This window comes from Anaerosphaera multitolerans (assembly GCF_004006535.1).
Classification (GTDB): Bacteria; Bacillota; Clostridia; order Tissierellales; family Peptoniphilaceae; genus Anaerosphaera; species Anaerosphaera multitolerans.
The window spans coordinates 88,058-113,272 of sequence record NZ_RLIH01000001.1 but is presented as its reverse complement, the minus strand read 5'-3'; the positions used below and the strand labels follow the sequence as shown (position 1 = coordinate 113,272).

Here is a 25,215-nt window from a genome sequence, read left to right as displayed (position 1 = left end):
GAGGCTGTAATGACAGAGATAAACGAAAATGGAATAATTAATGTAGATCTTGATAAGAAGATGAGAAGTTCTTATTTGGACTACTCAATGAGTGTAATTGTATCACGTGCACTGCCTGATGTAAGGGACGGATTAAAACCTGTTCACAGAAGGATATTGTACGGAATGCAAGTTTTAGGTCTTAATCCAAATACCTCCTATAAAAAATCAGCAAGACTTGTGGGAGATGTTATGGGTAAGTTTCACCCCCACGGTGACTCTTCAATTTATGATGCCACAGTTAGACTTGCTCAACCTTTTAATACCAGATATCCATTAGTGGACGGACAGGGTAACTTCGGTAATATAGACGGAGACGGCGCTGCGGCAATGCGTTATACTGAAGTTAGAATGACAAGACTTGCCCTTGAAATGTTAAGAGATATTAACAAGGATACAGTGGATTTTAAATCCAACTTTGATGAGACGGAAATAGAACCTGTAGTACTTCCTTCAAGATTTCCAAATTTATTGGTAAACGGTTCATCAGGTATAGCCGTAGGTATGGCTACAAATATGGCTCCCCATAATTTAAATGAAGTAATAGACGGAGTTATAGAGTATATTGACAATGAAGATATAACTGTTGAAGAATTAATGAACACTATAAAGGGACCGGATTTTCCAACAGGTGCTCAAATTATGGGCAAAGAGGGAATAAAGTCCGCCTATAAAACAGGAAGGGGAAAAATTCAAGTTCGTGCAGTTGCTGAAATTGAAGAAGTTAAAAATAAAAATAGAATTGTAATTTCTGAAATTCCCTACCAGGTAAATAAATCTAACTTGGTGATGAAGATTTACGACCTTGTAAAGGAAAAGGAAATAGAGGGTATTTCCGCAATTAGAGATGAATCTACAAGGAAGGGAATAAAAATAGTAATTGACTTAAAGCGTGATTCAAATCCAAATGTGGTTTTAAATAAACTTTATAAAAATACTCAAATGCAAGTAACTTTTGGAATAATAAATCTTGCTCTTGTAAACGGAGTTCCGAAAGTATTGTCCTTAAAGGAACTTATTTCCCACTATGTAGACCATCAAATTGAAGTAGTTACAAGAAGGACTAAGTTTGAACTGGACAAGGCAAAGGCAAGAGCACATATAGTTGAAGGTTTAAAGATAGCTCTTGACAATATAGATAGAATTATTGAAATTACAAGACAATCCAGAACTGATGAAGATGCAAAGGCTAAATTTACAGAGGAATTTGGACTTTCGGATATCCAAGGTCAGGCAATATTGGATATGAGAATTAAAAGACTTACAGGTTTGGAAAGAGAAAAACTTGACGAAGAATATAAAGAACTTATAAAAACTATTGCAAGATTAACTGAAATTTTAGAAAATCACAGCGTTTTAATGGATTTAATAAAAGAGGAACTTTTGGAAATAAAGGATAAGTTCGGAGATTTAAGAAGAACTGTTATTAAACCCACCGCTGAAGAAATAGATTTAGAAGACATTATAAAAGAAGAAGACGTAGTTATAACCTTAACTCAATTTGGCTATATAAAGAGAATGCCCGAGGGAACCTATAAACCTCAAAAACGTGGAGGAAGAGGAGTTTCGGCCCTTACTACAAGAGAAGAGGACTTTGTAAATGATCTGTTTATAACTTCAACTCACGACTCCATATTCTTCTTTACAAACTTGGGAAGAGTTTATAAGTTAAAAGCCTATGAAATACCTGAAAGTTCAAGACATGCAAAGGGAACTGCGATTATAAATATATTGAATTTATCTAAAGGAGAAATGGTTCAATCTATTATTCCTGTAAGAGACTACGATCCTGACTTAAATATAGTAATGGCAACGAGATTTGGAATAATAAAAAGAATATCCTTTGAAGAGTTTAAAAATATTAGAAAATCAGGTATTATAGGAATGACACTGAAAGAAAATGACAGCATAATTGCAACGAAACTTACTAAGGGAAATGAAGAGGTAATTTTAGTTACTAAAAAAGGTAAGAGCATTAGGTTTAAGGAAGAGGAAATAAGACTTACAGGTAGAAGCTCAATGGGTGTTAAATCAATAGAGTTGGATAGTGACGATGAAGTAGTTGCTTTTGACGTAGTACAAGATGATAAGTACCTATTGGTAATATCAGAAAAAGGATATGGAAAAATGACTCCTTTAAAAGAATATAGGTCCCAATCAAGAGCTGGAAAAGGAATAATTACCTATAAAGTCAAAGAAAAGACAGGAGACTTAATTTCTGCAAAAGTAATAGACAGAAATGATGAAATAATGATGATTACATCTGCAGGTGTGATAATTCGAATTGAAACAGAGGGAATTTCCATAATGGGCAGATCTACATCAGGTGTTAAACTAATGAATATTAAAGATTCTGATATAGTGGCAGTTGCAAAATATATAGGAGATTAGTCTTTGTCGAGTTAGGAGGTAAAAATGACTTTCAAAATGGATTATGAAGTTGAAGAAGAGTTAATAATACATCCAATAGGAGAACTTGATATCTATACAATTTCAGAATTTAAAGATACTGTGCTTAAAGTTTACAATGAAAACAAAAAAAATATCTTAATTGATGGAAGTGAATTGGAATATATAGATTCCACAGGATTGGGAGCTTTAATCTATATATTAAATGAAATTGAAAAGGATAATAATAAAATAGCAATAACAAATATTAAAAATAGCATTAAAAAATTATTTACAATAACGAAACTTGACAATGTTTTTGAAATGAGGTCTTAAGATGGATAAAATTTTATTGACAATACCTAATAAAGCTGAATATATAAGTTCAGTAAGACTTCTAATATCAGGAATTGTAGCTAATTTAAAAATAGACATAGAGACACTTGAAGACATAAAAATGGCTGTTACAGAAGGACTTAACATTGCCTATAAACTTCAGTGTAATGAAAATATTAATATAGAGTTGGCAATTGAAGATGATTTGAAAATAAAAATTTCTGAAATATGTGAGGATACCATTAATGAGGTTGAGGACCTTTATCTTTCAACTACTATTATAGATTGTCTCGTTGATGAAAGTTCTTTTGACAAAGAGATTCTCTATATGGTAAAAAAACTTTAAGGTTGATGTTATGAAAATAGAAGAATATTACAACTTAAACAGAAAACTTACTAAGGAAGAGAGAAAGGAACTATTTAAAGAATATAAGGAAACAAATAACCCTGAAATTCGAGAAATTTTAATAGAGGAACATCTATATATTGCGGAAATTTTATCAAAAAAATATTCAGGCAGAGGTATAGATTATGATGACATATACCAAGTGGCTTCAATAGGTTTAATCTATGCAATAGACAGATATGACCTAAGTAAGGGTTATGAATTTTCCTCCTTTGCAACTCCAACAATTATAGGTGAAATAAAAAAATATTTTAGAGATAAGGGTTGGACTATAAGGGTTCCTAGAAGAATTCAAGAATTATCTAAAAAAATTAACGATGCAAAAGTTCATTTAGCACAGGAATATCAAAGAACACCTACTATTAACGACATAGCGGAATATTTAGACAGCACACCTGAAGAAATATTGGAATCAATAGAGGCAAGTAAAGTATACTCTCCTCAATCTTTAGACGTTATGTATGATTCCAATAGTGACGATAAGGAAGTAAATCTTTCAGATTTAATAGGTGAAAATGAAAAATATTTTGATAAAATAGAATTAAAGGATTTTTTTGAAAAATTAATAGAAGATTTAAATGACGTGGAAAAGACCATATTAGTAGATAGGTACTTTAATAAAAAGACACAGGTTTCCATAGCTAAAAGCTTAAATATTTCTCAAATGACAGTTTCAAGAATTGAAAAAAAAGTGCTGGAAAAGATGAAAAAAGAGATTGATAAAACTATGAAAGTATAACAAAAAAATAAAATATAGGGACAAATAAAATGAAAAGAAAAAAATTTTTATTGTTGTTAAACAGGATAGTATTTGCCTTTGAAATTTTAATTTCCTTGGCATTAGTAGTTGGAATTTTAATTTCCGTACCTGACATTGTAAGGTATTATATCAATATATTGCAAAGTAACGCTGAAATAAGCAGTATTTTATTTAAAAACTTTCTATCCCACGTATTGCTCTTGGTAATAGCTATGGAATTTGTATTATTGATGGTGGCTCATAACGATTCCACAATAATTCACTTAATTTTATTGGTTATCTCCAGAAAGATGCTGGTAGAATCGGAAAGAGTATCGGATTTGTTAATAGGAGTAATAGCCATAGCTATTTTATTTGCAGTAAGAAAGTACTTATTAGTTGACTCCTCTGATGTAAAAATAGCTATAACAAGACATAGGGGACTGTTTACTACAGGGACTCATATTAACGACATAAATCATGTATATGAATTTGACATAGACGATCAGGGTTTTGAAACTTTGGGAGAATTGGTTTTTCATCTCTTTAACAGTAAGGGTGAGGAAATAGAATTAAATGGAGTAGTAGATGACGGAAGGTACTACTACGAAATTAAGTCTGTGGAAAAGGGAAATGTAAAAAATATAGAAGTTTATAATGTAAAATAAAAAGGACAGTGATGTCCTTTTTATTTACAAATTTTTAGTTAAAGCTTGCTTCGTTTTCTTCATAATAAAATTCAGATCTGTACTTTTTAGTTAAGTATAAATCCGCATAGGTTGCGTACATATATGGATTTAACAATATATATCCAATATTAAATAATAAATTAGCTAAAAAAATCCATCCAATAAAGGAAAGTTCCAGTACAAAAATATCAAATTTCTCTCCATCGGTCATTTTTTTACTGATTTCAAGGGCTTCAGAGATGGAAAGTTCGGGGTTTTCAGCCAGGATATATTCCACATAGAAGTATTGATAGCTCTTTACAATTCCCGGAATAAAGAGAAGTAAAAACCACAATAAAATGTAAATATCTCTTATAAAGAGTTTAATTGACATTTTAAACCAGGTCCCATCTGTAAAGGCACTGAACAGGTAACCAATCCGGGAATCACCTTCATAGGATTTAAGAAAAAATCTGGCAAGTCCTATTTTTAAAGGATTAAAAATAAACACTCCCAAGAAAATTATAAAAATTGAAATAATTATTAAAGTACTGGTAGTCACCGGTATTTTAATAATTCCTCTAAGAAGATTATTTTCAGCAGTACCCTCAGGAAAAATTCTATTGGAAAAAGTACGAATATCAAAAACACCATTAAACATATTTATTTTTAAAACCTTATCATGCTCATAAGGGTGGATATATTGCTCTTTTTCATTAGTAATAACTATATTATTCTCATTTAAATTATTTGTAAAAATACTCTCAGTGGAGATTAAATTACCTATAATCGTAAATAATAAACACACTATAACAGCATTCCAAAAATATTTTTTAAGTAGTGCTTTGGCCTTGTCTTTTAATTGTTTTCTAGTCCACATAGACCTACCTCCATGTTAAAAATTATAACACAGAGCATAATAAGCACACAATTTCAAAGAGAATATTTACAAAAGATTTAGGTAGAAATATAATAAAATAAAAAGGGAAAGTGTCTTAAAATGGTTGATAAATTAGAAATGCCGAAAAAGAAAATAAGTAAAAAATACTTAGAAGTTGAAAAACTTTGGGTTTTTATAGTTCTTATGTGTGTAAGCGGATTTTATGGAGCCTATACTTATTGTATAAGAGGTGGCGTTTTCTCCAATGCTCAAACAGCAAATTTAGTTTTATTTTCCATGGCAATAGGAAGCGGAGATTGGAGTAGGGCGGCTTATTTGTTAATTCCAATGAGTGCGTACCTTTTAGGAGCTATAATTTCAGAATATGTTTATGAGCCTATGCGAAAATTAAAGCTAATCCATTGGGAGACGCTTTTAATTTTTATAGAGATAGGGGCAGTGATTTTTCTAGGTCTTTTACCTGAAAGTGCACCCTATGAAATTGCTCAGGTTACAATTAATTTTATTTCATCAATGAGGTTAAATACCTTTAGACGAGCTCAGGAGATTCCCATGGCAACTACTTTTTGTACAAATCACATTCGTCAGCTTGGAAACAACATAGTACACTTTGTAAGATATAAAGACAAAAGATATTTTAAAGTTTCACTTGTTCATTTTAAAATGCTTTTTGCTTTTATAGTGGGGGGAATTTTCGGAACAATTCTTTCAGCTAAGTACTTGGGTAGATCCATATTTATAACCTTAATTCCTCTGACAATAGTTTTTATTCGACTGTTGATTGTGGATTTAAAAACCGAAAAAGATGATTTTGACATAGTTCCCGGAGGGCATTAAAAAACACTAATTTTTTTTAAATTAGTGTCATAATAAAATTTAAAAGAATTCCAAGAACTGCCCCAAGGCCTATTAATTTAAATAGGTCCACTTTCTTTATATAGAGTATAAATCCTAAAATAAAAGTGACTATTACAACTATGTTGGCACTGGCAAATCCTTCGGGGAAAATACTGGTCTCTATTAAATTAATTGCGGAAATTAATATAAGTGATACAATCCCAGCTTTAATTCCGTTTAAAATCCAATTTAAAATTTTAAATTTTTTATTTTTAGTAAATAAAAAATATCCGAAAATCATCATTATAATAAATTGAGGAGTTACAAATCCTGCCGTAGCAACTACTGAACCTAAAAATCCTCCCACCCTTTGACCTACAAATGTTGCTGAGTTAATAGCTATAGGTCCGGGAGTCATTTGAGAAATAGAAATTAAATCTAAAAATTCAGACATACTAAGCCAATTATTTCCATGGACTATAAATTTTTCTATTAGGGGGATGGTGGCATAACCACCTCCAAAGGCAAGTACTCCGATTTGCAGAAATGTTAAATAAAGCTGAACAAATAGATTATTCAATTTTATCCCTCCTATCCAGTATAAAAAATACGCTTACTCCCATTAGAGCTGAAAATAAAAGGAGAGGAGCTGTACTTATTTTCATAAAGAAACCAAGTATAAATGTCAGTACCATTAATACAGATGAAAAAACCGGATAGCTTTTATAGGCAGCCTTTCCCATATTAAAAACGGTAATTAAAAGAACTGCGCAAATAATACCGCTAATTCCATCAAGGGCGGATTTAATAAAAAAATTCGTTTTAAATTGAGTATAGAAAACGGAAACCAGAGATAAAATTAATAGACAGGGCAAAGTGGAAGCTATTAAACACACTATAGCTCCTATGGGACCTCTGAGTTTGTATCCCGTTAATATTGAAGTTGATATGGCCATAGCTCCAGGTCCGCTTTGAGCAAGAGCTATTAAGTCAGTCATTTCATTATTGTCTATTAAGTTTAAATCATTTACAAAGACATCTTTTACTATTGGAACGATGGTGTAACCTCCTCCAAAAGTCAAAGCATTAATTTTAAAAAAAGTAAAAAATAATTTTGATAAAGATATTCTTTTCATTGCAATCACCCTTTTAATTATAGCATAAAAGGGGAGAGAGGTAGAAAATTAATGGAATTTGTGCAATAATAAATAATAGGAGGTCACTATGGATAAAATAGGGATAATTGGAATTGGAAACATGGGAGGAGCAATAGCTCACGGACTTATAAAAAACGGTAGAGAACTTATAATTTCTAATAAAAGTCCGGAAAAACTAAGTGAATATGAGAAATTTAAAAATGTTGAAATAAAAAAAGATAATAGAGATGTTGTAAAAGATTCAAAATATATAATTTTAGCAGTGAAGCCAAAGGTGTACGCAGATGTAATAGATGAAGTTAGGGAAGTTTTCAGCGAAGATAAAATATTGATTTCAATAGCAGCCGGATTTACTTTGGAAAAACTGGAAAAACTTCTACCAAGTCGAAAAATTGCAATGGTAATGCCAAATACACCTGCAATGGTCTATGAAGGTATGTCAGGCATCTGTCCAAATGAACTTTTATCAGAGGATGAAAGAGATGAAGTTAAAAATATTTTTAATTTAATAGGAAGAGCAGCTATTATAAGCGAGGATTCCTTTAATGCTTTTTCTGCGGCTTGCGGTTCTCTTCCTGCATATGTCTATATGTTTATAGAGGCGGCTGCCGATGGCGCTGTATTAAATGGATTAAATAGAAGAGATGCCTATGAATTTATAGCACAAAGTGTTATGGGTTCAGCAAAAATGGTCTTAGAGACAGAAAAACATCCTGGAGAGTTAAAAGATATGGTAACTTCACCGGGAGGTACAACTATAGAGGGTTTAAAAGTTTTAGAGGAAAGGGCATTTAGAGGGGGAATAATTGAGGCTATAAATGCGGCGGTGGAAAAGTCAAAGAACATGTAATTGAAGGGGGATTATTAATGAAGGACCTACTTATATTTTTAGCAGATGGTTTTGAGGAAATTGAAGCTTTAACAGTTTGTGATTATTTGAGAAGAGCTGAACTTGAAGTTGAATTGGTAAGTATTAGCGGTGATAGAAATGTAAAGGGCGCTCACAATATTACAGTTATTGCCGATAAAGTAATTGACGAAATAAATTTTGACGAGTATAGAGCAGTTTATATTCCGGGAGGACTTCCGGGAGCCACTAATTTAGCAGCAGAAAATAGAGTTGTGGAACTTGTAAAGGTTTATGAAAGTGAAGAAAAACCTGTGGCTGCCATATGTGCAGGTCCAATAGTTTTTGATACGGCAGGGCTTTTAAAAGAGGGGAAATTTACTTGCTACCCGGGATATGAAGTTAACTTAAAGACCAAGGGCAGAGTTGATGAGCCGGTAGTAATTGATGAAAATGTAATAACTTCAATGGGGCCGTCCTTTGCACAGGTTTTGGCCTTTGAAATGATTGGAATTTTAAAGGATGAAAAAGCGTCACAGCAGGTTAAAGATGGAGTTTTATTTGGGAATTTAGTTAATTTCATAAAGGAAAATAAAATTAAATAAACTCTTTTTGGTAAAAGAATAATCTGATAAAATAAAAGTATTTAGAAAAACTAAATACTTTTATTATTATTTCAGGAGGAACCATGAATAAAAAGTCAAAGGATTATTTAATAATAGGTTCAATGTTGTTTGGATTGTTTTTTGGTGCAGGAAACCTGATATTTCCGGTCTACTTAGGACAAGAAGCGGGTGCAAAGTTTTTAATTGCCATGGTGGGTTTTTTAATGGCGGCTGTGGGACTTCCCATACTGGGAACTGTTGCCATGGGAATATCTGATTCCGATGGAGTTCAAAGTTTATCAGGAAAGATTAATAAAAAGTTCGGCTTATTTTTCACAGTGGCATTATATTTGACCATAGGTCCCTTTTTTGCATTGCCAAGAACGGCAACAGTGGCCTTTGAAGTGGGTCTTAGATCTTTTGTAAGCCCTGAAAAAAACAGTATGGTATTACTGATATTTACAATTATCTATTTTATAGTGGCATTTTTATTTGCTAGAAAACCTACAAAGATTATGGTTTGGGTGGGAAAGGTATTAAATCCAATATTTTTAGTGCTTTTGTCCGTTTTAATAATAATGGCATTTATTTCGCCTATGGGAAATGCCTTTGAACAATCTATTCAACCGAATTATTTAAGTAATTCTTTCGGTCAGGGATTTATAGGCGGTTATAATACTATGGATGCCCTTGCATCTCTTGCTTTTTCCGTAATTGTAATAAGTTCAATTAAAAACTTGGGAATAGAAGACCCTTCTGAAATTGCAAAGTATACTTTAAAGTCAGGTATTGTAACTTTGATTTTAATGTCTTTAATCTATGGTTCACTTATATTTATGGGTGCTTCCAGTTTGGGTAAAGTATCGCTTGCGGAAAATGGAGGAGTTGCCTTAAATCAAATTGCCCATTATTATTTTGGAGTGCCGGGTCAAATATTACTTGCCATAATCGTAACAGTGGCTTGTTTAAAAACGGCAGTGGGATTAATTACCGCATGTTCTGAAACCTTTACTAAAATGTATCCGAAATTAAGCTATTTTCAATTTATATGTATTATTACCGGTTTTAGCTTTTTAGTTTCAAATGTGGGTTTGAATTTAATTTTAGATCTCTCCCTACCTGTTCTGGTATTTTTATATCCTTTGGCAATAGTTTTAATAGCTCTTGTATTTATTTCCAAAGTATTTAATGAGGATTTAACTGTTTGGAGAGTTACTATGCTTTTTACAGGTGTAATAAGTTTTGTAGATGCTTTAAAATCAACGCCTGAAATAATTTCAAAATCCAATATTGTTTTGTCGGTAACGGAAATTTATGATAACGTGATGCCGCTGGCTGAATTTGGTTTTGGATGGATTTTAGCTGCAGTTATAGGATTTATAGTAGGTGTTTTTATAAGTAAGTTAAAAGTAAATAAAACATAAATAAAACATAAATAGAAGATATAACTTAATATGAAATAGTTGAAATTCTTCTATATTAAAAACTTCCAAGTAAAAAAGACTTTTCAAGAAAGTCTTTTTTACATTTTATTTATTGTTTTCAGATTCTTTAACTTCTTCACTTTCAACTACTGGTTCTATTTCCACATTATCTGTTAGATCTAAAACTTCTATAAAAGTTTCTCCTGGCATTAAAATTATTTCTTCGCCTGAAAGTGTTTTAAATATAGTTCTGGAATTATCGGAGTCTTTTTCCCAAGTTATATCTATTATTTTTCCATTGGTAATTAACTTACCCTCGCCTTCTCCAAGGTGTTCAACGGTGAGAGTACCATTTGGACCTGAGACGTAGGATTTTGCAAACTGTACTATTATATTTTTAGCCACTACATTTGAAGAATCTCTTTCATCAACTACTTCTTCCCCATTTCTAAAAACAAGGTAGGAATTTGAATCGGGAGTGTATTCAAAGGTGGTGTTATAGTGTTTAAAGAAGTCCAAGGATACTTTAGTAGCTTCAACATCGCCCATTTGCTCTTTAATAGCATTTAAATCTTCACTGTAGTCAAATTTAAAAGAAGTGACAGGTTGAAGGTCTTCTAAGTAATTTAATTCCTCTGCCTTTTCATACATTGATTCATAGCTTGTGTAACCATCGTGAGGTCTTCTTTTATTTACTTCCTTATTTCTGTAATAAGTAATACCCTCAAGGGCAATTCCATCTAAATTTTTAACTCCTAAAGTTGAAATTTGAAAATACCCCGCTTCGGAACCTCCCCAATGGGCATAGATAGCCTCATATTCTGCTGCAGTATCTACAAAGTAAGGTCTTGCAGATCTAACAGGTCCCAGTACATCAACTTCATTTTTCATATACAATGCCAGGTACCTTGTAAATTCTCCCTCAGCTTTAAATTCATATACTACCTCGGCATCATTTAAACCTGATTGAGGTCTTGCGTCGGGATGGTTGTCAAGCATTACTGCAAAAACAGGCTTACCCGATATATCTTCAGCTGTCTCCTCTCCGCTTAGAGGCGCATAGTAGGAAATTTTTTCCACTTCTTTTTCTGGTGTCTCAGGATCTTTAGGTCCTGCACAACTACAAAGTAAAAGCGTAAGTAAGGTTATTATAAAAATCTTTTTTTTCATTTTATCGCTCCAAAAAGTATTTTAAATTAAGGATTAGTAAAACTAAACCCAAGTTATAGTTTAGTAATTAAGAGGATAAAAATCAATAGCCTAATTATAAGAATAATTGCAGAAAAAAATTGTAGGTGCCCTATAAAGTGTGGAAAATTATGATATAATCAAAATATAATAAGTAATTTGAGGAGAGCCATGAGTTTATTAAGAGAAGAAATGTTTGAAATTGATAGAAGGGCAACGGAAATACATAAGATCAGACCGATTTTACTTATGGAGAACGTTGCCTTGGGTATTTTTAATGAGATAAATAAGTATGATTCCTATACCATAGTTTGCGGAAATGGAAATAACGGTGGAGATGGAGTTGCTTTGGCAAGACACCTTTTAATAGACAAAAGAGATGTGGATATTTTCATTATGGGAGAACCCCAAAGTGAAGAATTAATTGAAAATCTGGAAATATTAAGGACTTTTACAAATAATATCTATAAATTAAATGAGGAAGAGGATTTGGTAAAGTTAGTAGATTCTCTGGAAGTAAATGAAGTTACAGTTGATTGTATTTTTGGAATAGGTCTTTGTAGAGATGTAAGGGGAATTTTTGAAAAAGTAATAGAGGAAATCAACAGACATTCAAATTATATTATCTCCATAGATATACCTTCGGGAGTGGAGGCAAATACAGGAGAGGTATTAAATACATCAGTAATAGCCAATGAAACTATGACGGTTTATGAAATAAAAAAGGGAATGGTGGACAATGAACTTTGCGGAAAGGTGACCACCATTTATTTAGGTGTTCCGGGATTATGAGAAGAAAAAAATTGAAATTAAATGAAAAACGAAATATAAATTTAACAGAGGGTTCAATTGCAAGGGGAATTATTTACTTTGCAATTCCTCTTTTGTTATCCAACTTTCTACAGCAGCTTTATAATACTGCGGATTTAATGATAGTAGGTAAATTTGCAGGTAAAAATCCAATGGCGGCCGTAGGAGCAACAGGTCCTATCTCAAACCTGTTAATAGGTTTATTTGTGGGCTTGACTACGGGAGCGGCAGTTGTAGTATCTCAAAAGTTCGGCTCGGGAGACAGAAAAAAGTTAAACAATGCCATCCATACAGCCTATGCAATATCCATAGTAGGTGGAATACTTCTATCATTTTTGGGATATTTAATATCTCCTATGCTGCTTAGAATGTTAAATACACCTGCTGAGATAATGGAAGATTCCATATCCTATATGAGAATATTTTTTATAGGAGTAATTCCACTGTTAATTTACAATATGGGAGCAAGTATACTAAGGTCTGTGGGAGATTCCAAAAGGCCTTTTAACTTTCTGTGTGTAGGTGCTGTGACTAATATAGTACTGGATTTAATTTTTGTTAAGAATTTAAATATGTCTGTAAGAGGAGCCGGTTGGGCTACTTTTGCATCTCAAATGGTAACGGCGATTTTAGTTACCTACAGTCTTATGAAATCGGAAAATATATTTAGATTGAAATTAAAGGAAGTTAAATTTTATAAGGACAGTATGAGGGAAATTTTTAGTATTGGAATTCCTTCGGGAATACAGGGTTCGGTAATTTCTCTTTCCAATGTACTTATTCAAACAAAGATAAACGGCTTTGGTTCCGATGCCATAGCGGGGCTTGCGGCTGAAGGTCGAATAGACGGCTTTATATTTATGGCATTGCAGGCAATAGCCCTTGCGGCAACTACTTTTGCAGGACAGAATTTCGGAGCCAAAAAATATGAGCGAATAAAGTCGGGAATGAAAGTTTCAATGGCTCTTGTAATAGGCTCTGCAATTATACTTTCCACAATAGCAGTAATATTTGCAAGACAGTTAATAGGAATATTTAACAGTGCCCCAGATGTAATAGACTATGGAGCCAAGTGTATTTACTACTTGGCAGGAGGATATTTTATTTTTGGAATGAGCGAAATCTATGGAGGATTTATAAGGGCTTCGGGAAAAGCCGTACCTCCAATGGTAATATCCATAATATCCATGTGCGGACTTAGAATAATTTGGATTTATACTGCCCTAGTGGCCTGGAACAGGATTGAAATAATTTATTTATCCTATCCGATTTCCTGGACAGTGACATGTATATTAATGGCTCTTTATTATTATTTCGGAAAATGGAGACCTACAATAGAAGAAACTGCCAAAGTGTAGTTTCTTCTTTAATTTATCTTGAAAAATTCCAAGGTTTATTATATTATAAAACCTAACAATTAAAAATGGCTACAATTGTTTTGAAAATTGAAAGAATAGATAAAAATTAGACTGGGATGGAGTACTATTGGGAAGTGTTAAGGTTATTTACAGTGAAAATCTTAGATTTGAGGAAATGAAACTTCAAGATGTCTTTAAATTTAAAGATTGGGAGAAACATAAAAGCTCATTGTATGCGGATTATAATTTTGACGAAAGTACTGAAAAGGAAATAAAAGATTGGTTTTTATGGAAGACGGGAAGTTTTAGAAGTAAGTACTTTACTATTTTTTTAAAGGATACTCCCATAGGTTACCTCAGCTTTAAAAGCATTAATGAAAGAAAGAAAAGGGCAGTGCTTGGCATTGTAATAGAACCTGGCAAAATTGAAAAAGGATTTGGAAAAGAAGCTCTGTTTAGAATGTTAAAATATTATTTTTACGAGTGCAACTTTGAAAAGTTGTATTTAGAAGTTGCAAGATACAATAAACGAGCTATTTTATTATATAAAAAAATGGGTTTTGAAAAAACAGGGTCCTTTATGCGCCTTTATGAAAACGGAGATGTTGATTTTAATGAAGATGAAAATTTAAAGAATTGTTTTAGAGATTTTTTAGGTGTAAAATTTTATTATACAGATAAGATGGTTCTATATAGAAATGCTTTTAATGAGGTGGTAAAATGTATTTCAAGTTAAAGAAATTAAGTATGGATTTAGGTGATACACCTATTGAAAATATTTTTATAAATGACTATATGCCAGGAGCCGACGGAAACTTTGTGAAAGTTTATTTAATGGGATATAAACTTGCAAGGGAATCGGGAGGACTTAGGAAATTTGACAACAATTTAATAGCAGATCTACTGGGACTTATTGAATCTGACGTACTAAGAGCTTGGGACTACTGGGAAAAAGCGGGAATTGTTACCAAGGAGTACGATGGAGAAGATGAAGATGATTTCAATATAATTTTTTTAAACTTAAAAGAACTCTATATTCAAAATATATATTCAGCTCCTAAAATAGAGGAGAGAGTGGATCAGAATTCTATTTTAGATGATCCGAAGATAGCCGATTTGCTGTCAAAGGCGGAATATTACTTAAGAGGACAGATTTCCGTAGCTAAGAAACAGGAAATAGCTTCATGGAGAGATTTTTACAATATGCCTGTGGAATTAATAGAAGAGGCCTTCTGGTATGCCACTGAAGTTAAGAAAATCTATAAATTGCCCTATATTGAAGGTGTTATAAGGAATTGGTCTGAAAATAATATTAGGACAATGGAAGATATTCAAAACAGCTACTTGGAATATGATGAGAAATATTATAGATTTTTAAAGGTGAAAGAGAGAATTGGAATCTCAAATAAGGCATACAATGCCAGAGATTTTGAACTTGTAAACAGTTGGTTTGACGAGCACAATATGGATTATGATTTAGTAATGGCAGCCAGCGATAAGTGTATAAATACGAATAATCCCAACTTGGGCTATGTAAATCGTATTTTAATGAATTGGAAAGAAAAGGGTATTACAACCGTTGATGATATAGAAGTCTTGGATAAACGTAAGCAGAAAGTGGTAAAAACTAAGTTTCACAATTTTAAACAGTTAAGTGATGAATATCCAGAAGGGTACTTAGAGGAATTAGCCAAAAAGAAAAGAGAAGCCCTTTTTGAAGACTTGAAAAATGATGATGTTTAATAAACTGTGTTTAGGATGATACTGATGAAGGATGTATTTAGAAAAATTGAAAGAGAATATGAACTTCAAAGAGATAAGAACAAAAGGGATTTAGAGGATAGAAAACGTGAAATTTATGCGGAAATTCCTCAGATTAAAAAAATTGACGAGTGTATTTCCTCCCTTGGTTTTCAATCTTTAAGAAGTCAGGTAAAGAGTCCTTCTCTAGACGAACTTAGAAAAATAAACGAGGACATTTACGCCCTTCGGGGCGAAAAGGAAAGACTCTTATTGGAAAATGATTATTCAAGAGATTATTTAGATGATTCCTACAGTTGTTATGACTGTAAGGATACAGGTTTTTTAGAAGATGGCAGCAGGTGCCATTGTATGCAGGCAAAAATTGCCAGAGAGCTTTATTATATAAGTAATATGAGCTATACCTTGGATAAGGAAAATTTCAATACCTTTGACTTGGGAATTTTTTCAAGGGAGCCCTATAAAAATGAAGGTATTTCTCCCAGAGAAAATATGGAAATGGTTCTTAAATTATCCAGAAGATTTATAAATACCTTTAAGGACAAAAATGATATGAATCTTTTGTTTTACGGGCCGACAGGTCAGGGAAAGACCTTTATGTTAAATTGTATAGCCAAGGAACTGATAGATGAAAATGTGGCTGTAGTATATCAAACGGCCTTTAATATGCTTGATTTAATAGAAGATAGAAAGTTTAGAAGAAATGAAATAAACTCAGTGAAATATAACTTGTTATTTGATTGTGAGTTATTAATAATCGATGATTTGGGAATTGAATTTACAAATTCTTTTACTGCATCTGAGATTTTTAATATAGTCAACACGAGAATTCTTAGAGGAAGTAAGACTTTAATTTCCACCAATTTATCGCCTGATGAATTGACGGCAAAGTACACTGATAGAGTTTTTTCACGAGTATTCCAAAAATTTGAACCAATTAAATTTTTTGGAGAAGATTTAAGATTAAAAATTAATTCATAAGAGGTGAATGATATGATGAATATATCACAGAGAATAAAAGAAGTACCCTATTCAGCAATAAGAAAGTTAACACCCTTTGCAGATAAAGCAAAAGCCGATGGTAAAAAAGTATACCACTTAAATATAGGCGCCCCAGATACTAAGACACCTGATGAATTTTTTGATGCAATAAAAAACACTAATTTGAAAACTTTAGATTATGCTCCATCAAAGGGATTAAAATCATTAATGGAAAAGACCTGTGAGTATTATAAGGCAAGAGGAGCGGACTTTGATCCAAATAAAGATATAATTATTACAACGGGAGCAAGTGAAGCTTTGGTTTTCGCTTTAATTGCAGTATCTGAACTGGGACAAAAAATCCTAACTTCAAATCCTTTTTACTCAAATTACTATACAATATTTAGACAGTGTGGCTTAAATCCTGTTACCTTTGATACAAAGGTGGAGGACGGCTATAGACTACCGGACTATGAGACTATTAAAAATGCAGTAACTGAAGATACGGCAGCTATTTTAATATCCAACCCTTCCAATCCGACAGGAACTGTCTATACTGAAGAGGAACTTAGAAGAATTGTAAGAGTTGCAAAGGAAAAGGACCTTTTTATAATTGCAGATGAGGTTTATAGTGAATTTATCTTTGACGGTAAGACATTTATGTCCTTTGCTTCAATAGAGGGAATTGAAGATAGGCTGATAATTTTAGATTCCATATCTAAGCGATTTGGAGCATGTGGAGCAAGAATAGGTTCATTAATCTGCAAAAATCAGGAATTGATGACAGAGGTAATAAAACTTGCCACTGGAAGACTTGCAGTTTCAACTATTGATCAAATAGGAGCAACAGCTCTTTATAATGTAGATGAAAGTTACTTTAAAGAAGTAAATGAAGAGTATGAAAAACGCAGAAATTTAATTTACGAGGAATTAAAGAAAATAGAGGGAGTAAAAGTTTACAAGCCTGAGGGGGCTTTCTACATTATGCCCGATCTTCCAATAAAAGATGCCGATGATTTTGCAATGTGGTTGCTTACTGAATTTGACGTAGATGGAGAGACTATAATGATTGCTCCGGCAGACGGTTTTTATCATGATTCCAATGAAGGAAAGAGTAAAGTAAGACTTGCATATGTAATTAATCAAAAGGATTTAAAGAGAGCTATTGAGATTTTAGGAATAGCTTTAAAGGAATATAGAAAGTTAACAAATCAGTAGAGGTGTGATTTTGAAAAAAGAGACTTTGCAGAAAATATTCGTAGCTCTTGCAGTAATATTAATAGCTTTACAGTTTATATATAGGGAACTGCAATGGAAAACGGGAAGTTTTAATGAATATATTCGCTATGCCGAATATGTGGTAATGTTCCTTGTAATGGTTGTGGGGCTGTTATTTGTAGCAAAAGAGGATAAGAGATTGGTAAAGGGACTACTTGCCATTTACGCTTTGCTGCTGGTACTCTTTGGAATATTTAAATATAGAGGATTAGTATAGGACTTGGTTTATTCCAAGTCCTTTTTTCATTTATAAACCCTTAAACAATTGAGGGTTTATAATATTACATTAAATTGAATCCAGCTGCCATACTCTCCCGTAATATAAATTTTCCCCCTGTGGATTTCAACTATGGATTTTGCAATGGAAAGTCCAAGACCGTAGCCGCCCGTATCTCTTGAACGGGAGCTGTCGCTTCTGTAAAATCTTTCAAAGACCTTTTCCCTTTCCGATTCGGGAATTCCGGTACCCGTATTATATACGGAAAAATGTAATTTAGAACTTTCTTTTTTAAATCTGACTTTTATATCTCCGTTGTCTTGAGAATGTTTAATGGCATTGTCTATTAATATGGAGCAAAGCTGTTTTATTTTATCTTCATTTCCCTTGTAGAAAATATTTTCTTTAACTTCTATTTCCAAGTTCTTTCCCTCTTCAAAGGCTCTGCTTTCAAATTCCAGAGAGCTGTTTAAAATAGCCTGGGAGACATTGAAGTTTTTAAATTCCAAATCTGCCTTGCCTTCATCGGTTTTAGCCAAAGATAAAAGCTCTTTAATTAAGAGATTCATTCTATTTGTCTGGCTTTTAATATCCTCCAGCCTTTTATTTTTTCCTATTTCATTTTCCAAAACATCTACATTAGTGGAAATTATAGTTAAAGGTGTTTTTAATTCGTGACTGGCATCGGAAATAAACTGTTTTTGATTTTCAAAGGCTGTTTTTACAGGTTTAATAGCCCAATTTGATAGGTAGATGGAAAGTATAAAGAAAATGGCAAGACTGAAAATTGCAACCTTTAAGGAAACATCCATAAGTTGGTTTAAAAGTTGAGTTTCTATACTTTTTTCGGCAAAGATAATCATTTTACCGTAGTCCTTATCTGCAATTAGATATTGAAAATTATCTATAAATCCCTGTTTCTTGTTCTTAGTAAGGGCATCTTCCAAGTAGGACTTAGCATCTTCTATGGAAAGCCCAGTAATCATATCCAAGTGAAATTCAAAAACTCTGTTGGACTGATCTATTTTTACATAAAAAATTCTGGAAGCCCTTGCAGCAGGGGAAAGGTCCAAGGTGTTTATTCCAAAATCGGGACTTTTAAAGAAGTCATCTCTAAAGTAATCTCTTCTAAAGTCCTGTAAAAACTCCACACCGTCCTGTTGAGCTATTAACATTAGAAGTTTTCCCGTCTGCTCCGAGCTTTTAGATTGCATAAATATGTTTAAAACTACGAAGATTCCAATAAATACAGCAGTTAAAACACCCATTATTATAGTAATAAATTTAATTTTTAAAGAGCGTATCACTGTAGGTCCTCCAAAGAATAGCCAAGTCCTCTAGTAGCTTTAATTTGCATATCGGAATTTATAGCAAGAAGCTTTTTTCTAATAAAGGATATATAAACCTCAACGGTATTGTATTCAGCGTCGCTGTCAAATCCCCAAATCTTTTCTATAAAAGTCTCCTTTGGAATTATTTGTTTGCTGTTCTCCATTAGCATTTCCAAAATTTGAAATTCCTTTAAACCAAGTTTAACTGTGTTTCCCTTGTAACTTAATTCATGGGTATCCTTATTTAATTTGGTTTCATTAAAGGTAAGTTCATTTCCTATAAATTCTTCCTTTCTTCTGCTTATGGCCCTAATTCGAGCAAGAAGTTCATCTGCCACAAAGGGTTTTGTAAGGTAGTCGTCAGCGCCATAATCCAAGCCCTTTATCTTGTCTTCAACTTCGGATTTAGCCGTTAAAAGCAATATGGGAGTGGAGATATTTTCCTCTCTTAAAGAGGTTAAAATCTGTAATCCGTTCTTTTTAGGCAGCATAATATCAAGTATTATTACGTCGTAAATTCCGGTTAGAGCCTGTTCTTCGCCTGATTCTCCATCATAGGCAACATCCACTGAATACCTATTTTGTTTAAAGAGAGCAACTAAGGCATCTGATAGTTGTCTTTCATCTTCTATTAAAAGTAACTTCATATTAAACCTCCTAACTTTAATTAATATTATAGCACGAAGCTTAAATTAAACTTGAAAAGAAGTTCAATCTACTTTTAAGTTAGCTTAAGTAATATTGTCCTAAATCAATTTGAGAAAGGAGTTTGTAAATGATTTTAAAAATTGATATTGAAAGATATAAACTTATGAATATTGTAGCGGAAAGCTATTTATATTGTGAGGAAATTAAAAAGCGATTGACATCAAATATATATTTAACCAGTTTAAAATTTAAGGATTATAAAGTAAAAACCGTTTTTAATCACTTAAATGAAGGTTTAGATGAAATTTTAAAGGAGGTATTAAGTGGAAATATTAAAGTAGAAAAAGATGTTAAATACTTAGGAGGAAGAGATGAGGAGGTTTGTATTTTGGAGGTTCAACTTTAATTTCCTTAAACTATCTAAAAAGAGGGGTTATTTATGAAGGGAAGACATGAATTAAAACATAATTTAAATTATTTAGACTATATGGTTTTAAGAAAAAAATTAATTTCAGTACTGCCAAGAGATAAAAATACCAAGGGGAGAAGGGAGTATAAAATAAGCAGTCTATATTTTGACACTCCCAAGGATGAAGCCCTTAGGGAAAAAATAAATGGAGTTAACCATAGAGAGAAATTTCGAATAAGGTATTACAACGATGATTACAATCTTATTAAGTTGGAAAAAAAGAGTAAGATAAATAATTTAACTTACAAGGAATCAAAAAAAATCTGCAAAGAGGAAGTGGAGAAAATTATTAAAGGAGACGTAAGTTGGATGTTGGAAAGCAAAGATCCGATTTTAATTGAATTTTACAGCAAGTACAACAGTAAGCTTTTAAGACCAAAGACAATAGTTCAATACTATAGAGAGCCTTTTGTATTTCCGGCGGGAAATGTACGCATAACCTTTGACAGAGATATACGTAGGGGAATGAGGGTAACTGATTTTTTTAGCGGTGCCCCGGTGTCAATACCGGCAGGAGAGGAAGAGATTATTTTAGAAGTTAAATATGATGAATTTCTTCCCGGCTTTATTAGAGATATAGTTCAACTTGGAAATAGACAATCAACAGCTTGTTCCAAGTATGCTAATTGTCGTATATACGGATAGGAGGAAATTATGACATTTGATGATATTTTTAAATCAGGGTTTTTAGAAAATGTAAGCAGCGTTTCAATTTTTGATATGGTACTTGCCATAACTATGTCCTTTGGATTGGGAGTATTTATATTTTTAATCTATAAAAAGACCTATAAGGGAGTTATGTATTCCTCCAGTTTTGGAGTTACTTTAATAGGGCTTAGTATGGTTACAACTTTGGTAATTTTAGCCGTTACCAGTAATGTTGTGCTTTCTCTGGGTATGGTAGGTGCCCTATCTATTGTGCGTTTTCGTACGGCTATAAAGGAGCCCTTGGATTTGGTATTTTTATTTTGGTCCATTGCAGCAGGTATAGTTTTGGCGTCAGGAATGATTCCTTTAGCTGTATTTGGAAGTGTTGCAATAGGTATTGTGCTTTTAATATTTGTAAATAGAAAGACCTATGACAACCCTTATATTTTAGTTATTAATTGTACAGGCGACAGATGTGAAAAAGAGATACTAAGTGAATTAAAAACTCTTGTAGATAAAAGTGAAATTAAAAGTAAGATAGTCAGAGAAAATGCAATAGAATTAAATTATGAAATAAGACTTAAATCCGAGGATACAAGTTTTATAAACAGACTATCTCAAAAAGAAAATGTGGAGAATGTAGTATTGGTAAGCTACAACGGAGATTATGAAGGCTAGCGGGAGGTTAAGATGTCTAAAAGTAATAAAACCACAATTATTTCCCTAGGAATAGTGATAGCTACGTTTTTACTTGCATTGCTATTTTTAAAAGGTGAAAGTTTAGGTATTACAAAGACTGACAGTGAACTGCCCTATGTTAAATCTCTTTTTTCCACAGATTCAGTCCACACTTTGGATATAGTAATAAAGGAAGATGATTTTAACTCAATGTTATCTAATGCAATAGATAAGGAATATGTAAACTGCAACGTGGTAATAGACAATAACAATGTAAACAATGTGGCAATTAGAACTAAGGGAAACTCCTCCTTAAGCAGTGTTTCCAATTCAGATTCAAATAGATACAGCTTTAAAATTGAATTTGACCACTATGAAGACGGAAAAACCTATATGGGTTTGGATAAATTGGTGCTGAACAATATAATTCAAGATAATACCTATCTTAAAGATTATTTAAGCTACCAGATGATGAACTACTTTGATGTGGATTCACCCCTTAGCAGTTTTATTTGGATAACTGTAAATGGAAAAGATTGGGGACTTTACTTAGCAGTTGAGGCCATTGAAGATTCCTTTATGAGCAGGACCTATGGAAAGGACACGGGAAATTTATATAAGCCCGATTCCATGAATATGGTTGGTGGAAGAGAAGTGAAATTTAATGAAGAAGACCTTGAAAAAAATGAGGAAGGTATAAGGGGAAATTTAGATAATAATCCGGATCTTAAATCTGAATTTGAAAACAGGCTTAAAGAAGGGGATTTTATAGGACCAAGGGGCGGAATGAACAGAGGAGCAAGTGACGTTGCACTTCTATACAGTGACGATGAATTTAGCAGCTATGCCAATATTTTTGAAAATGCTAAAACTGAAATAACCGATAGGGACAAAAGTAGATTAATAGCAACTTTAAAGCAGTTGTCAACAGGTGAAAACCTAGAGGAAATATTGGATATTGATGAAGTATTGAGATACTTTGTAGTCCATAATTACCTATTAAATTTTGACAGCTATACGGGAAGTATGATGCATAATTACTACCTATATGAATATGATGGCAGACTTTCCATGATTGCATGGGACTACAACCTTGCCTTTGGAGCTTTCAGTATGGGAGCAGGAAGAGATGGAGATATTTCCATTTCCACTGCCATGGTAAATTATCCCATAGATAGTCCTGTTCTCGGCGCCACCCTTGAAGATAGGCCTATGTTGGGGCAACTATTATCCAATGAAGAATATCTTAAAAAATACCACGAGTTATTCAGCCAGTTTATTTTAAATTACTTTGAAAGTGGAATTTTTGAAGAGGAATTTGACAAGGCTTTAAAATTAATTTCACCCTATGTGGAAAAAGATCCTACGGCATTTGTAGATTATGATGATTTTATAAAGGCTTCAAGTCAATTAAAAGAATTTTCTCTTCTTAGAGGAGAAAGTATTCAAGGACAATTAAGCGGTGAAATTCCTTCAACTGAAGAAGGGCAAAATATGGACAGTGCCAATTTAATAGATGCATCGCACATAAATTTAACTGAGATGGGCTCTAATAATTTTGGGGGGAATAGAGGTGTCCAAAAGGAGAATTTTAATTTTCAAATTGAGGAAGAAACCATTGAAGGTGATAAAAATGAAAATATGGAAAATGAAACAGCAAAGTTACAGAAGAATGTAGGATTTAAAAATCTAAATGAAGTGGAAAATCCTGAAATAAATGGAGAAATGCAAAATAATTTTTTAAGAGAAGATAAATTTAAAGTTGAAGAGTTTAAAGAAGAGGGGGAGGCGAATTTAAATGAACCGGAAAAGGGAGAAGAAGTTCCTCAAGCTCCGGGAAATTTCCCCGGAGGAGATGGGACTTTCCCTGATGATTTTCAAGGCTTTAAAGGAGAGGTGGAAAGTCAAGACTATAGTAATGAAATTTTCCTTTTACTAGGAAGTGTGCTTATTTTAATAATCGGATTAATAGTGGCAAAAAAATTTAAAATTCACAGATAAGCTATAACTTTTGAATTCAAAAGTTTACTATACTCGCCTGTTTTGGCAATTAAGTAAGACTGTTAATAAATAGCCTCCCAAGTGGAGGTTATTTATTTTAAAGTTTATAGTGGTAGCTGATATTATATGTAATTATGGGTGTACTAAGCTATGCCACTGCTTTTTTTCATTACCTGCGATAATTTATTGCTCAGTCCAATAGGGATAATATTTATTTATAATTCTATTAAAGTATTAAAAAATCCCTTGGTATACAGTATTGTCTTTACTATTTCAAACAAATGAAATATAATGGGAATCATATTAATTTTAGAGGTCTGAGACCCTGAAAAATTAGAAATTAGGAGGATATTATGAAATCATTAGAAAAAATAAGTAATACTGTAGGGAAATATATGTCAATAATTGTACTTGTTGTAGCAGCGCTTGCTCTTTTTTATCCCCCTGCACTAATTTGGATAAAAACTACATGGGTCAATACTTTGTTAGGTATTGTAATGTTTGGAATGGGTTTAACTTTAACCTTATCAGATTTCAAGGTTGTTTTTTCAAGACCTAAAGATGTAATATTTGGTGTGCTTGCACAATTTATTTTAATGCCATTAATTGCATTTATATTGACCAAGGTTTTTAATTTATCTCCGGAACTTACAATTGGTGTTATTCTTGTGGGAACTTGTCCGGGAGGAACTTCTTCCAATGTAATGACTTATCTTGCCAAAGGAGATGTGGCTTTATCAGTTGGAATGACCACTATTTCCACCTTATTGGCTCCTATTTTAACTCCTTTTTTAACCTATTTATATGCGGGACAACGTGTTGATGTAAATATGCTCAGTATGTTTTTCTCAATTATAAAAGTGGTAATATTGCCAATTGCACTGGGATTTATTGTTAATCGTTTCTTTGGCAAGACTACGGAAAAAGTTACAAAGGTATTGCCTTTAGTCTCTGTTACTGCAATTGTTATGATAGTTGGATCTGTTGTATCGGCTAACGCTTCCAAGATTCTTACAAGCGGTATATTAATTGTAACTGTGGTAGTACTTCATAATCTTTTAGGATATGCAACCGGTTATTTAGTTGGTAAAACATGTGGAATGTCTCGCGCGAAAAGTGTCACTGTTGCTATAGAAGTTGGTATGCAGAACTCCGGTCTTGCAACTTCACTTGCTGCTACTCACTTTGCCACAATGCCCTTAGCTACTATTCCGGGAGCGGTATTTAGTGTTTGGCATAACATTTCAGGTTCTTTGTTTGCCAATATAATGGCTAATCGTGCCGAAGAATAAGAAAAAATTAAAATTTTTATAATACTTTATAGTAATCTTATAATTGACCTATAATATAAAATTGATAATCTGTAATTTATTTTAAAAACTTTTTATAATTCTTAAGACAATTTATTACTTGGCTTGAGAAATCTATTTATATTCCTATTTTAGCAGAGCTGCACTTTTTATCTTGTACGATAGGGTTCTAAATAGTTAGAGGGGTACT

General features: G+C 32.6%; 27 protein-coding genes. 21 read left to right on the top strand and 6 right to left on the bottom strand.

The window, feature by feature from the left end; translation table 11 throughout:
- Positions 1 to 9: 9 nt before the first annotated feature.
- Genes gyrA through EF514_RS00535 form a run of 5 tightly spaced genes read left to right on the top strand, consistent with a single transcriptional unit; the run spans position 10 to position 4,576 of the window.
- Positions 10 to 2,430 (top strand): DNA gyrase subunit A, encoded by a 2,421-nt coding sequence (gene gyrA, locus EF514_RS00555; RefSeq protein ID WP_127722747.1) that lies wholly within the window; start codon positions 10 to 12, stop codon positions 2,428 to 2,430.
- Between the two features lie 24 nt (positions 2,431 to 2,454).
- Complete coding sequence (locus tag EF514_RS00550) at positions 2,455 to 2,763, top strand: STAS domain-containing protein (RefSeq protein WP_127722745.1); 309 nt, start codon at positions 2,455 to 2,457, stop codon at positions 2,761 to 2,763.
- Position 2,764: 1 nt separating this feature from the next.
- The gene (locus EF514_RS00545) at positions 2,765 to 3,109 is read left to right on the top strand and encodes an ATP-binding protein (protein WP_127722743.1); all 345 of its coding nucleotides are present in this window, start codon (positions 2,765 to 2,767) and stop codon (positions 3,107 to 3,109) included.
- A gap of 10 nt (positions 3,110 to 3,119) precedes the next feature.
- A complete protein-coding gene (locus EF514_RS00540) occupies positions 3,120 to 3,908 on the top strand; it encodes a SigB/SigF/SigG family RNA polymerase sigma factor (RefSeq protein ID WP_127722741.1) in 789 nt (262 codons plus the stop codon).
- Between the two features lie 29 nt (positions 3,909 to 3,937).
- Positions 3,938 to 4,576, top strand: coding sequence for a transporter associated domain-containing protein (locus EF514_RS00535; RefSeq protein WP_127722739.1), 639 nt, complete (start codon positions 3,938 to 3,940; stop codon positions 4,574 to 4,576).
- Between the two features lie 34 nt (positions 4,577 to 4,610).
- Here the strand turns inward: EF514_RS00535 and EF514_RS00530 are convergent, their stop codons facing one another.
- Complete coding sequence (locus EF514_RS00530) at positions 4,611 to 5,456, bottom strand: DUF975 family protein (RefSeq protein WP_127722737.1); 846 nt, start codon at positions 5,454 to 5,456, stop codon at positions 4,611 to 4,613.
- Between the two features lie 120 nt (positions 5,457 to 5,576).
- On the opposite strand from EF514_RS00530, the gene EF514_RS00525 reads away from it, so the two are divergent.
- Positions 5,577 to 6,314, top strand: a complete 738-nt coding sequence (locus tag EF514_RS00525) for a YoaK family protein (protein ID WP_205666343.1) — start codon at positions 5,577 to 5,579, stop codon at positions 6,312 to 6,314.
- Positions 6,315 to 6,330: 16 nt separating this feature from the next.
- On the opposite strand, the gene EF514_RS00520 is transcribed toward EF514_RS00525, so the two are convergent.
- A complete protein-coding gene (locus EF514_RS00520; RefSeq protein ID WP_127722735.1) occupies positions 6,331 to 6,894 on the bottom strand; it encodes a chromate transporter in 564 nt (187 codons plus the stop codon).
- Entirely contained in the window at positions 6,887 to 7,450 is a 564-nt protein-coding gene (locus tag EF514_RS00515; RefSeq protein WP_127722733.1) for a chromate transporter, read from the bottom strand. The genes EF514_RS00520 and EF514_RS00515 overlap by 8 nt, the downstream gene beginning before the upstream one ends.
- 88 nt (positions 7,451 to 7,538) lie before the next feature.
- Between EF514_RS00515 and proC the strand changes: the two genes are divergently transcribed.
- The 3 genes from proC (at position 7,539) to brnQ (ending at position 10,347) form a co-directional block, all read left to right on the top strand.
- Positions 7,539 to 8,321 (top strand): pyrroline-5-carboxylate reductase, encoded by a 783-nt coding sequence (gene proC, locus EF514_RS00510; protein WP_127722731.1) that lies wholly within the window; start codon positions 7,539 to 7,541, stop codon positions 8,319 to 8,321.
- Positions 8,322 to 8,338: 17 nt separating this feature from the next.
- Positions 8,339 to 8,923: a DJ-1 family glyoxalase III gene (locus EF514_RS00505; RefSeq protein ID WP_127722729.1), complete on the top strand. Its 585-nt coding sequence runs from the start codon at positions 8,339 to 8,341 to the stop codon at positions 8,921 to 8,923.
- Positions 8,924 to 9,006: 83 nt separating this feature from the next.
- On the top strand, positions 9,007 to 10,347 hold the full coding sequence (brnQ, locus tag EF514_RS00500) for a branched-chain amino acid transport system II carrier protein (RefSeq protein WP_127722727.1): 1,341 nt from the start codon (positions 9,007 to 9,009) through the stop codon (positions 10,345 to 10,347).
- A gap of 105 nt (positions 10,348 to 10,452) precedes the next feature.
- On the opposite strand, the gene EF514_RS00495 is transcribed toward brnQ, so the two are convergent.
- On the bottom strand, positions 10,453 to 11,517 hold the full coding sequence (locus tag EF514_RS00495) for a DUF3048 domain-containing protein (protein ID WP_127722726.1): 1,065 nt from the start codon (positions 11,515 to 11,517) through the stop codon (positions 10,453 to 10,455).
- A gap of 189 nt (positions 11,518 to 11,706) precedes the next feature.
- On the opposite strand from EF514_RS00495, the gene EF514_RS00490 reads away from it, so the two are divergent.
- From EF514_RS00490 to EF514_RS00460, 7 genes are all read left to right on the top strand, one after another.
- On the top strand, positions 11,707 to 12,327 hold the full coding sequence (locus tag EF514_RS00490) for an NAD(P)H-hydrate epimerase (RefSeq protein ID WP_127722724.1): 621 nt from the start codon (positions 11,707 to 11,709) through the stop codon (positions 12,325 to 12,327).
- Complete coding sequence (locus tag EF514_RS00485) at positions 12,324 to 13,703, top strand: MATE family efflux transporter (protein WP_127722722.1); 1,380 nt, start codon at positions 12,324 to 12,326, stop codon at positions 13,701 to 13,703. Before EF514_RS00490 ends, EF514_RS00485 begins: the two co-directional genes overlap by 4 nt.
- A 127-nt stretch (positions 13,704 to 13,830) precedes the next feature.
- On the top strand, positions 13,831 to 14,439 hold the full coding sequence (locus tag EF514_RS00480; protein ID WP_127722720.1) for a GNAT family N-acetyltransferase: 609 nt from the start codon (positions 13,831 to 13,833) through the stop codon (positions 14,437 to 14,439).
- Positions 14,424 to 15,446, top strand: a complete 1,023-nt coding sequence (locus EF514_RS00475; protein ID WP_127722718.1) for a DnaD domain protein — start codon at positions 14,424 to 14,426, stop codon at positions 15,444 to 15,446. The genes EF514_RS00480 and EF514_RS00475 overlap by 16 nt, the downstream gene beginning before the upstream one ends.
- Before the next feature lie 24 nt (positions 15,447 to 15,470).
- Complete coding sequence (locus EF514_RS00470; RefSeq protein ID WP_127722716.1) at positions 15,471 to 16,445, top strand: ATP-binding protein; 975 nt, start codon at positions 15,471 to 15,473, stop codon at positions 16,443 to 16,445.
- A gap of 12 nt (positions 16,446 to 16,457) precedes the next feature.
- On the top strand, positions 16,458 to 17,663 hold the full coding sequence (locus EF514_RS00465; protein WP_338067633.1) for a pyridoxal phosphate-dependent aminotransferase: 1,206 nt from the start codon (positions 16,458 to 16,460) through the stop codon (positions 17,661 to 17,663).
- 10 nt (positions 17,664 to 17,673) lie between these two features.
- On the top strand, positions 17,674 to 17,940 hold the full coding sequence (locus EF514_RS00460; protein ID WP_127722714.1) for a hypothetical protein: 267 nt from the start codon (positions 17,674 to 17,676) through the stop codon (positions 17,938 to 17,940).
- A 56-nt stretch (positions 17,941 to 17,996) separates the two neighbouring features.
- On the opposite strand, the gene EF514_RS00455 is transcribed toward EF514_RS00460, so the two are convergent.
- Positions 17,997 to 19,247: a sensor histidine kinase gene (locus EF514_RS00455; protein WP_127722712.1), complete on the bottom strand. Its 1,251-nt coding sequence runs from the start codon at positions 19,245 to 19,247 to the stop codon at positions 17,997 to 17,999.
- The gene (locus EF514_RS00450; RefSeq protein ID WP_127722710.1) at positions 19,244 to 19,918 is read right to left on the bottom strand and encodes a response regulator transcription factor; all 675 of its coding nucleotides are present in this window, start codon (positions 19,916 to 19,918) and stop codon (positions 19,244 to 19,246) included. Before EF514_RS00450 ends, EF514_RS00455 begins: the two co-directional genes overlap by 4 nt.
- 128 nt (positions 19,919 to 20,046) lie before the next feature.
- Between EF514_RS00450 and EF514_RS00445 the strand changes: the two genes are divergently transcribed.
- The 5 genes from EF514_RS00445 (at position 20,047) to EF514_RS00425 (ending at position 25,007) form a co-directional block, all read left to right on the top strand.
- Positions 20,047 to 20,325, top strand: a complete 279-nt coding sequence (locus EF514_RS00445) for a hypothetical protein (RefSeq protein WP_127722708.1) — start codon at positions 20,047 to 20,049, stop codon at positions 20,323 to 20,325.
- A 33-nt stretch (positions 20,326 to 20,358) separates the two neighbouring features.
- Complete coding sequence (locus EF514_RS00440; RefSeq protein WP_127722706.1) at positions 20,359 to 21,033, top strand: polyphosphate polymerase domain-containing protein; 675 nt, start codon at positions 20,359 to 20,361, stop codon at positions 21,031 to 21,033.
- Positions 21,034 to 21,042: 9 nt separating this feature from the next.
- Positions 21,043 to 21,714 carry a DUF4956 domain-containing protein gene (locus tag EF514_RS00435; RefSeq protein WP_127722704.1) on the top strand — a complete coding sequence of 224 codons (672 nt, stop codon included), beginning with the start codon at positions 21,043 to 21,045 and terminating at the stop codon, positions 21,712 to 21,714.
- Positions 21,715 to 21,726: 12 nt separating this feature from the next.
- A complete protein-coding gene (locus EF514_RS00430; RefSeq protein ID WP_127722702.1) occupies positions 21,727 to 23,715 on the top strand; it encodes a CotH kinase family protein in 1,989 nt (662 codons plus the stop codon).
- A 353-nt stretch (positions 23,716 to 24,068) separates the two neighbouring features.
- Complete coding sequence (locus EF514_RS00425; RefSeq protein WP_127722700.1) at positions 24,069 to 25,007, top strand: bile acid:sodium symporter family protein; 939 nt, start codon at positions 24,069 to 24,071, stop codon at positions 25,005 to 25,007.
- The last annotated feature ends 208 nt before the right edge of the window (positions 25,008 to 25,215 follow it).

What these genes read in the sequence shown, in the direction of transcription:
- gyrA (WP_127722747.1), top strand. Translation starts at nt 10, where the DNA reads ATGACAGAGATAAACGAAAATGGAATAATTAATGTAGATCTTGATAAG.
- EF514_RS00550 (WP_127722745.1), top strand. Translation starts at nt 2,455, where the DNA reads ATGACTTTCAAAATGGATTATGAAGTTGAAGAAGAGTTAATAATACAT.
- EF514_RS00545 (WP_127722743.1), top strand. Translation starts at nt 2,765, where the DNA reads ATGGATAAAATTTTATTGACAATACCTAATAAAGCTGAATATATAAGT.
- EF514_RS00540 (WP_127722741.1), top strand. Translation starts at nt 3,120, where the DNA reads ATGAAAATAGAAGAATATTACAACTTAAACAGAAAACTTACTAAGGAA.
- EF514_RS00535 (WP_127722739.1), top strand. Translation starts at nt 3,938, where the DNA reads ATGAAAAGAAAAAAATTTTTATTGTTGTTAAACAGGATAGTATTTGCC.
- EF514_RS00530 (WP_127722737.1), bottom strand. Translation starts at nt 5,456, where the DNA reads ATGTGGACTAGAAAACAATTAAAAGACAAGGCCAAAGCACTACTTAAA.
- EF514_RS00525 (WP_205666343.1), top strand. Translation starts at nt 5,577, where the DNA reads ATGGTTGATAAATTAGAAATGCCGAAAAAGAAAATAAGTAAAAAATAC.
- EF514_RS00515 (WP_127722733.1), bottom strand. Translation starts at nt 7,450, where the DNA reads ATGAAAAGAATATCTTTATCAAAATTATTTTTTACTTTTTTTAAAATT.
- proC (WP_127722731.1), top strand. Translation starts at nt 7,539, where the DNA reads ATGGATAAAATAGGGATAATTGGAATTGGAAACATGGGAGGAGCAATA.
- EF514_RS00505 (WP_127722729.1), top strand. Translation starts at nt 8,339, where the DNA reads ATGAAGGACCTACTTATATTTTTAGCAGATGGTTTTGAGGAAATTGAA.
- brnQ (WP_127722727.1), top strand. Translation starts at nt 9,007, where the DNA reads ATGAATAAAAAGTCAAAGGATTATTTAATAATAGGTTCAATGTTGTTT.
- EF514_RS00495 (WP_127722726.1), bottom strand. Translation starts at nt 11,517, where the DNA reads ATGAAAAAAAAGATTTTTATAATAACCTTACTTACGCTTTTACTTTGT.
- EF514_RS00490 (WP_127722724.1), top strand. Translation starts at nt 11,707, where the DNA reads ATGAGTTTATTAAGAGAAGAAATGTTTGAAATTGATAGAAGGGCAACG.
- EF514_RS00485 (WP_127722722.1), top strand. Translation starts at nt 12,324, where the DNA reads ATGAGAAGAAAAAAATTGAAATTAAATGAAAAACGAAATATAAATTTA.
- EF514_RS00475 (WP_127722718.1), top strand. Translation starts at nt 14,424, where the DNA reads ATGTATTTCAAGTTAAAGAAATTAAGTATGGATTTAGGTGATACACCT.
- EF514_RS00470 (WP_127722716.1), top strand. Translation starts at nt 15,471, where the DNA reads ATGAAGGATGTATTTAGAAAAATTGAAAGAGAATATGAACTTCAAAGA.
- EF514_RS00465 (WP_338067633.1), top strand. Translation starts at nt 16,458, where the DNA reads ATGATGAATATATCACAGAGAATAAAAGAAGTACCCTATTCAGCAATA.
- EF514_RS00450 (WP_127722710.1), bottom strand. Translation starts at nt 19,918, where the DNA reads ATGAAGTTACTTTTAATAGAAGATGAAAGACAACTATCAGATGCCTTA.
- EF514_RS00445 (WP_127722708.1), top strand. Translation starts at nt 20,047, where the DNA reads ATGATTTTAAAAATTGATATTGAAAGATATAAACTTATGAATATTGTA.
- EF514_RS00440 (WP_127722706.1), top strand. Translation starts at nt 20,359, where the DNA reads ATGAAGGGAAGACATGAATTAAAACATAATTTAAATTATTTAGACTAT.
- EF514_RS00435 (WP_127722704.1), top strand. Translation starts at nt 21,043, where the DNA reads ATGACATTTGATGATATTTTTAAATCAGGGTTTTTAGAAAATGTAAGC.
- EF514_RS00430 (WP_127722702.1), top strand. Translation starts at nt 21,727, where the DNA reads ATGTCTAAAAGTAATAAAACCACAATTATTTCCCTAGGAATAGTGATA.
- EF514_RS00425 (WP_127722700.1), top strand. Translation starts at nt 24,069, where the DNA reads ATGAAATCATTAGAAAAAATAAGTAATACTGTAGGGAAATATATGTCA.